General features: G+C 58.2%; 6 protein-coding genes and 1 pseudogene. 5 read left to right on the forward strand and 2 right to left on the reverse strand.

Annotated features, from left to right (window positions below; genetic code table 11):
- Positions 1 to 178: 178 nt before the first annotated feature.
- Complete coding sequence (locus tag KG088_RS17415; RefSeq protein ID WP_213827584.1) at positions 179 to 1,030, reverse strand: hypothetical protein; 852 nt, start codon at positions 1,028 to 1,030, stop codon at positions 179 to 181.
- A 77-nt stretch (positions 1,031 to 1,107) separates the two neighbouring features.
- Positions 1,108 to 1,680, reverse strand: coding sequence for a hypothetical protein (locus tag KG088_RS17420; protein WP_213827586.1), 573 nt, complete (start codon positions 1,678 to 1,680; stop codon positions 1,108 to 1,110).
- Positions 1,681 to 2,894: 1,214 nt separating this feature from the next.
- On the opposite strand from KG088_RS17420, the pseudogene KG088_RS20190 reads away from it, so the two are divergent.
- The 5 genes and pseudogenes from KG088_RS20190 to KG088_RS17440 all read left to right on the forward strand — a co-directional run.
- A pseudogene (locus KG088_RS20190) lies at positions 2,895 to 3,023 on the forward strand (IS256 family transposase); the annotation flags it as partial.
- Positions 3,024 to 3,215: 192 nt separating this feature from the next.
- Positions 3,216 to 5,177 carry a phage tail sheath C-terminal domain-containing protein gene (locus tag KG088_RS17425; protein ID WP_213827588.1) on the forward strand — a complete coding sequence of 654 codons (1,962 nt, stop codon included), beginning with the start codon at positions 3,216 to 3,218 and terminating at the stop codon, positions 5,175 to 5,177.
- Positions 5,178 to 5,214: 37 nt separating this feature from the next.
- Positions 5,215 to 5,727 carry a phage tail protein gene (locus KG088_RS17430; RefSeq protein WP_213827590.1) on the forward strand — a complete coding sequence of 171 codons (513 nt, stop codon included), beginning with the start codon at positions 5,215 to 5,217 and terminating at the stop codon, positions 5,725 to 5,727.
- Between the two features lie 5 nt (positions 5,728 to 5,732).
- Complete coding sequence (locus KG088_RS17435) at positions 5,733 to 6,551, forward strand: hypothetical protein (protein WP_213827592.1); 819 nt, start codon at positions 5,733 to 5,735, stop codon at positions 6,549 to 6,551.
- Positions 6,548 to 6,727, forward strand: a 180-nt coding sequence (locus tag KG088_RS17440; protein WP_213827594.1) for a hypothetical protein, incomplete at its 3' end; no start/stop codon positions are given. The genes KG088_RS17435 and KG088_RS17440, both read left to right, overlap by 4 nt.

A 6,727-nucleotide genomic window follows, 5' to 3' on the forward strand; every position in this document is an offset into this window, starting at 1 on the left:
CGACATCAATGCAGCCAGGAATATCCGAACCGCCGGGCTGGCGGGGTTAGCCTGTGGAGCGACTGGAGCGGGGGCAGTGGCCTAGCCGTTGTCTAGTGAAGGCGTGTCGAAGCAGGAAGGTTCTCGGGGTGACCCAAGAACCCTCGCTCAAAGCGCGTAGCGCGGTGGGCGGGGAGTGTCAGCGCGGTCTACGTATGCCACTCCAAGTACCATAAATGCTGTCGCGGACAAAGCCCCAGTCTCCCCAGAAAACATCCATATTGTCCTTTGGAACATTGAAGACAAAATAGCCACCAGTGTCCTGGAGCGCCCACTGTCCTGTAATGGAAATCACCTCTTGGTCAATGATGTACTTTATATTAGAAAGATCTCCAGTGACCTCGTTGTTGGTTAGTTGATATGTCCCAGAGTCGCCTTTAAGATCCACACGTGCTCGAACTCGACTTCCATCGGCATTCGTGTAACTGGTATCCCACGAACTTGCATGGAGCCGAGGGAATTGTGCTGTCGGTGGCGGCATCCTCATTATATTTGGGTTTTCACGCTCGCACATGGGCTGAGAAACTTCTTTGCCAGTCTCGATAAAACAGTGGAAGTTTCCGTTAAGGTCTGCGGGTGCAATTTCAAACATTTCGCCAATAGTCGGCAAGTCGCTCGGTGGCGGGAACCATGATTCATCGATTTCCTCGATTCGTTCGCGTCGGTACTCCGGGCTGAGGAGCGAGTATCGCTCCGTTGCTAAGTCGAACCAGCCGATGAATTGCTTGGTAGCCGTATCGAAATAGTACGCCTTATTTGGCGCTTTATCATAAACGATAACTATTTGCTGTTGATACGAGAGGCTGCTTTCCGGGTTTTTCGCGAACCAAAAGGTCGACCTGAGGCGTTTTTCAGAGTCACGGGTCCAACCGTCAGATTTTTCTCCGTTTGTGTAAAATTGGTCAGGGTGCCGTAGTTGTACCTGAGCAGCAGCGAAATCAACCCAGCACGCGATAGCGAAAGAAAAAATCATAAAAGTTGCCAGTCTCATGTTTATCCTCTTTCGATGTGAATTGCCTTCGGTGCTCATCATGGGGAGGCGATTTTGTTTACCAAGTTTTTTGGTGGTTACTTTTCGTCCTCGAGAGGTGGCGGCGGCTTAGCTTCCACCGCCGCTGGCCTCTCCTGTGCTGCATTGCCAGCGGGAGGCATGACCGGTATGTCCCTTGCTGTAATAGGTACTTCCGCTCTGTATTCAATCGGCTTGTACAGGCACGCGGCAATTAAAATCATGCCGCCAAGTGCAAAAAACAATCCGGGACTAGCACTGCGCAAGCTGATTTCGCCTTTAGCATGCTCGGCCCCGAGGGCTCCTTGTACGGAATAAGCAGCTTCGATTCCAAACCACGTCATCATCAGGCCTATATAGATGCACACGTAACCGATAATCATACCGAACGCGACTTGCACGGAAGATGCTAACGCCATTTTCTCGGCTGTATCATCCGTTACGAACCGCGTCCCAATAATAACAATAAGAAAAACCGCAAATAACATCGTAACAATCAGAAGTGGGAGGAAATACCTGCCGACGATCGTGGCAATATTGACTCGAAGTGCCTGCAAGTCGGTTGGTGAATCGGTACCACTTCCAGTGGATTCGGTTGCGTCGCTCGACGTTGAAAATTCTGAGTGATTCATTCTGATCCCTCGCGGCCCGTTTCGAGCGAACAGATTAATCATGGTAGGCGATGGCCTGAGCACACTCCCGCTCAGGCTAACCTCCATGGTCTGAGTTTCATGCTATGTGCTCGTACTGATGATCCGTTGTTCCTTCGAATTACTTTAAATCAGGTTAGGTCAATTTCGTCATGAGTACCACAAAGCAGCCCGACGTTGGCGGGCTTCTTGATATTTAGAAAATATTGAATTAGCTTATGGCGATAATTCCCGGCGGATCATCAGGGGGTTTGCTCCTCAAATCCTTGCCTCTCAAATCAGAGGTCACCTGGCATACGCCACTGTTCTCGTTAATGATGCGGCTGGAGATGGTCGTCGGGAGCCCATAGTGCAGGTCGACAGCCGATCCGCCATCAGCTTGACCAGTAGCATCTGCACGTCGATGGCAGCGTGCAGGGAAGGGAGCCCATACGGTCTTCCTTGAGCTGCTGTCGGACCCTTTCGAGGGTCTCCTCGACGTTGATATCGCTGATGGTCATTTTACCCGATGGGATGGTAGGCGAATGGTACTACTATTCCAGAGAAAACAGTGGGTTGGTGAGGCTTAGGTGCTACCAGTGGGGAGGTTTCGTTTTTTTCATGCTATTTTATTATACTTTAATTAAAATTAAGTATCAAAAAATTGCCACTTTTAGATTTTTTTTTCACACGTAAGTCGAGTGACGCCTACACTAAACGTTATTCATTCCTTTAGCTTCAAGAGAAGGGCAGGAAGTGTGATTTGAATGTATTAGCGTCGCTTATCTGCAGCACAGCAATGAGCCAGGGGCGTCGCGTTATTACATGAAGTTTGTTGTTGTCGGCAAGGCATGTAAAAAATATGTCTTGCCTAGAACATGTCGGGTATATATGGGTATATATAGAGTTACATCGACGATATGTATACAAGCTAAGCGGCTCGAACATAGTGAAATGTATCATGCCTCTAGTCAGATTTTCGTTGAATCTGACCCAACCACGGTGCAGCGGCTTTTAGCTGTGCTGGGCAAGGCGGTAGCGTACCCGTTTACCAAACAAGCATCGAGATACAAGCACAACAATGCAGCTCTCTTGATAGTCCGCTTTCCAAAGTCAAGTTTCAAACCCTGGGCGGCCAGAGCTGGCCAATCGATCACTATCGAAACGTGGACGTAACCTATCCCTGGGTAAGCAGAGGCATCGCAAACCAGGTGGATCTTGTCCAGAGTGCCCAGAACCGGTGGCGACGAATCAAGTACTTCCAGAAGCGGGAACTGGTCGTCAAAACGTGAAGTTCCGGGAGGGGGGAGCAATTGACCGATCAGTCAGACAGGAGCGCTGCCTGACCGCTATCCACAACTTCTGACATTAACTCGTCTTGTTGTGAATTTCGGCGGCGGCTAAACCAACTACTCTACTTAAGCGGTTCGTCACGGGCAGCGGAACCAACCGTCTGAGCAACGTTTTGTCTGTCGCTCAAGGTGGTCCGATTCGCGAGCGCGGGAGGGCCGGCCAGCAACAGCCGAGGAGAAACCGGCATGTCCAACTACATGCATCCGGGCGTCTATATCGAACATGTGCCATCCGGCCTTCTGGCCATCGAGGCGGCCTCGACTTCGGTTGCGGTCTTCATCGGCCCGATCCGGCGCGGCCCGGTCGGCGAGCCGGTCTACATCACGAACGGTGACCAGTTCGCCGCACAGTTCGGGGATCTCGACGGCCAGGCGGGAGGGATCCGCAACCGCGGGCAGAGTGCGGACTTCTTCGGGCATGCGGTGCAGGCCTTCTTCGCGAATGGCGGAACGAAAGCCTATATCGTGCGGGTTGCCGAGGACAATTCCGGCAACCTGAGCGCGGCGGAGACCGCGATCCCGAATCCGGAAGACGCGACCGCGGGCTTTACCGTGACCGCGGTCAATCCGGGGCTCTGGGGGGACGCGATGGTCGTCCGGCTCTTCCCGACGGACAGCGTTCTGCCGCCGGATCTGGAACTCGGCTACACGTTCGAGATCGGAATCGTCGACGACGGGGACTTCGTTGCGCTGGAGAGCTTCACCGGAGCTCAGATGTCGGGGGCGTCACCCCAGTCGATCGAAGGTGTCGTCAATGACGGGTCTACGCTGGTCAACATCGCGGCGGGACCATTGAGCGGCACGGGAGCGATCGGACCCGTCCAGTCGGTCGGGATCCGCAGTGGCCCGTTGCAGATAGCCGCCTCGGGTCAGGCAGAGGTCGGCGGACGAGCCGTGGACATCAGCGTTGGCGGCAACACGGTCACCGTCGGCTTTGCGGTCAACACCGCTGATATCGGCGCCATCGCGCAGCAGATCCAGGATCAGGTCCGTGCGGAACTTGCAGGCGTTCCCGACTTTACCGCGCGGGTCGAGATCGACGGTGCCGAATCGCACCTGGTGCTGCGGTCCGGTCTTCTGGGAACGTCCGGCGACGTCACCGCGGCGGCGCCAGCTTCCAATTCCGCGTTGACGATCCTGGGGCTCGGGGCGGCCGCGACCAGCAGCGCGATGCCTCCGCAGGATATCACCGGTGGCGGCTTGATCGAGGCCTACCTGAACGGCGGCGGCGACGGTGAGCCGGCCCCGGGGCTTGCGCTCTACCAGTCCGTCTATACGACGCTGCGCGACTATCGCGACATCTCGATCATGCTCCTGCCTGGCCTCAACTGGATCGAGGCGGGGGACAATTCCATCATCCAGTCGGCAATCACCCACGCGGAATTCATGCAGAACCGGATGTTGATAGTCGATCCTCCTGACACCGCCGTCATCGCCAACCGCCTGACGACCCCGAAAGACGTCAAGCATCTGGGCGTGTCGACGTCCCCCTATGTGGCACTCTACTATCCGTGGCTCGACGTCGCGAACCCGTATTATGACGCCGACACCGCTGCCAACCTGCCCAAGACCTTCTCGATTCCGCCGTCGAGCTTCGCGGGCGGACTCTGGGCCAGGATCGACGGGACTCGGGGCGTCTGGAAGGCCCCAGCGGGATTGGAGGCAACGGTCAGGTCGACCGTGGGCCCGAATGTCCTGATTGGCAACGCGCTTCAGGACAACCTCAACGAGTTCGGCGTCAACTGCCTGCGCGCGATCATCGGGCCCACCGTCATCTGGGGTGCGCGCACACGCGCGACCAAGACCAAGCCGGAATACCGGTATGTGCCCGTTCGGCGAACCCAGAACATGATCGGCGAGAGCCTCTACAACGCGCTTCAGGCGGTGGTTTTCGAACCCAATGACCACAAGCTCTGGTCGAGCCTGAGAGCCAATGTCGGCGCGTTCATGGATACGCTGCATCGTGCGGGCGCCTTCCAAGGCGAGAAAGCCTCTGACGCCTACTACGTGAAGTGCGGGCTGGGATCGACCATGACCCAGGCGGATATCGACGCGGGCGTGGTGCGGGTGGTGGTGGGCTTCGCCGCTCTGAAGCCCGCCGAGTTCGTCGTCGTCCAGATCAAGCAGATCGTCGGTCAGGCCCGTTGAGGCCTGACCCGCCGCAACCAGACAGGAGGAGGGCCCGATGCCTGCCCCAACCTTTCCCGCGAACGCGCATCGCTACGATCCGTATCGCACCTTCAAGTTCCAGATCGTCATCAACGGCCAGGCCGTCGCCGGTCTGACCAAGATGGGCGCGCTGAAACGCACCACCGAGGCCGTGAAGTGGCGCTCCGCAGGCGATCCCTCCTACCAGAGAGTGATGCCAGGAGGGTCGAGCTTTGAGGCAATCGCGTTGGAACAGGGCCTGACCCACGATCCCATCTTCGAGGAATGGGCCAATGCCGTGAACAACGTTCGCGACGGGGACGCGGGAATGAGCCTCGTGAACTACCGCCGCGATGTCGTGATCAACGTGATGAACCTGCAGGGCGTGCCGGCGATCAGCTACCAGCTACGCCGGGCCTGGGTGTCCGAGTTCCAGGCACTGCCCGAGTTCGACGCCAACAACATGAACACCGTGGGTATCCAGACCATCACGTTGCAGCATGAAGGTTTCGTCCGGGACGAGGCCGTGGCCGAGCCGTCAGAGACCTGATCTGCATGGACCGGGCCCCCGAAACCCTGGTCGAGGCCTTCCCGCCAATGCGCTATCGTGCGCTGGACGGGCATGCCGAACTTGCCGTGGCCGAGGCGGCGGGCAGCGCAGGTTCGCGACCGGCGCGGGTTACGACGATCCTGGCGGCGCTCTATGCAGGTTTTGGTGAGGCCTCCGCGGATCAGGGAGCGGCGCGGAGGGTCTCTGCAGCGGGGCGGGAATGGCTGCTCCAGCGCGCGGCCCTGAGGTTCCGTGGCCAGTGGGAATGGTACGAAGCACCGTGTGACGCCTGCGGCGCGCGTTTCGACCTGCGCCTTTCCCTGACCGACATCCCGCGCACCGGTGCGGGATCGGGTTTCCCTGTCGCGGAGGTTTCCACGAGTCTCGGGCGGCGCCGTTTCGAGGCCCCGAATGGCGGTCACGAGGAGGCGCTGGCGAGCATGCGCGACGACGAAGATCCGCGCCGGGTCTTTGCTGCACTCTGCGGGCTGTCGGAGGCGGCAGAGGCCGAGGCGATCCGGTTCGACCTTCACGACCTCGCACGGATCGACGCAGCACTGGAGGCGGTCTCGCCCGATGTCGCGGACAGCGTCGAAGCGTTCTGTCCCGACTGTGGGTCTGCCTGTCAAGCCCGAATCGATCCGTTGACCTTCGCGTTTCCGCTTGTCGAGACGCTCCTGCGCGAGGTTCACGTGATCGCGTCCGCCTATTGCTGGACCGAACCCGAGATCCTTGATCTGCCGGTTGCCCGCCGCCGCGCCTATGCAGAACTGATCCGCGCCGAACGGGGCACGCCGCTGTCACGAGGGAGGCGGGCGTCATGAGCTTTTTAGCCCGCCTCGCCGCACGGGCCGCGCCGGCCCGGACCGGTATTGCGCCCAAGGGCATCGTTCGCCGTGCGGCGGCCGAGGAGACCGAGCAGGACGACGAACTTCAGGCGGTTCGCCGCCAGCCGCAGGAAGAAGAGGACAAGACGCAGGCCCTGCGCCGGCAGCCGGAG

This window comes from Halomonas jincaotanensis (assembly GCF_018448785.1).
GTDB lineage: Bacteria > Pseudomonadota > Gammaproteobacteria > Pseudomonadales > Halomonadaceae > Halomonas > Halomonas jincaotanensis.

Excerpts from the sequence above, each read along its gene's own strand:
- KG088_RS17415 (WP_213827584.1), bottom strand. The coding sequence starts at position 1,030 with ATGAGACTGGCAACTTTTATGATTTTTTCTTTCGCTATCGCGTGCTGG.
- KG088_RS17425 (WP_213827588.1), top strand. The coding sequence starts at position 3,216 with ATGTCCAACTACATGCATCCGGGCGTCTATATCGAACATGTGCCATCC.
- KG088_RS17420 (WP_213827586.1), bottom strand. The coding sequence starts at position 1,680 with ATGAATCACTCAGAATTTTCAACGTCGAGCGACGCAACCGAATCCACT.
- KG088_RS17430 (WP_213827590.1), top strand. The coding sequence starts at position 5,215 with ATGCCTGCCCCAACCTTTCCCGCGAACGCGCATCGCTACGATCCGTAT.
- KG088_RS17435 (WP_213827592.1), top strand. The coding sequence starts at position 5,733 with ATGGACCGGGCCCCCGAAACCCTGGTCGAGGCCTTCCCGCCAATGCGC.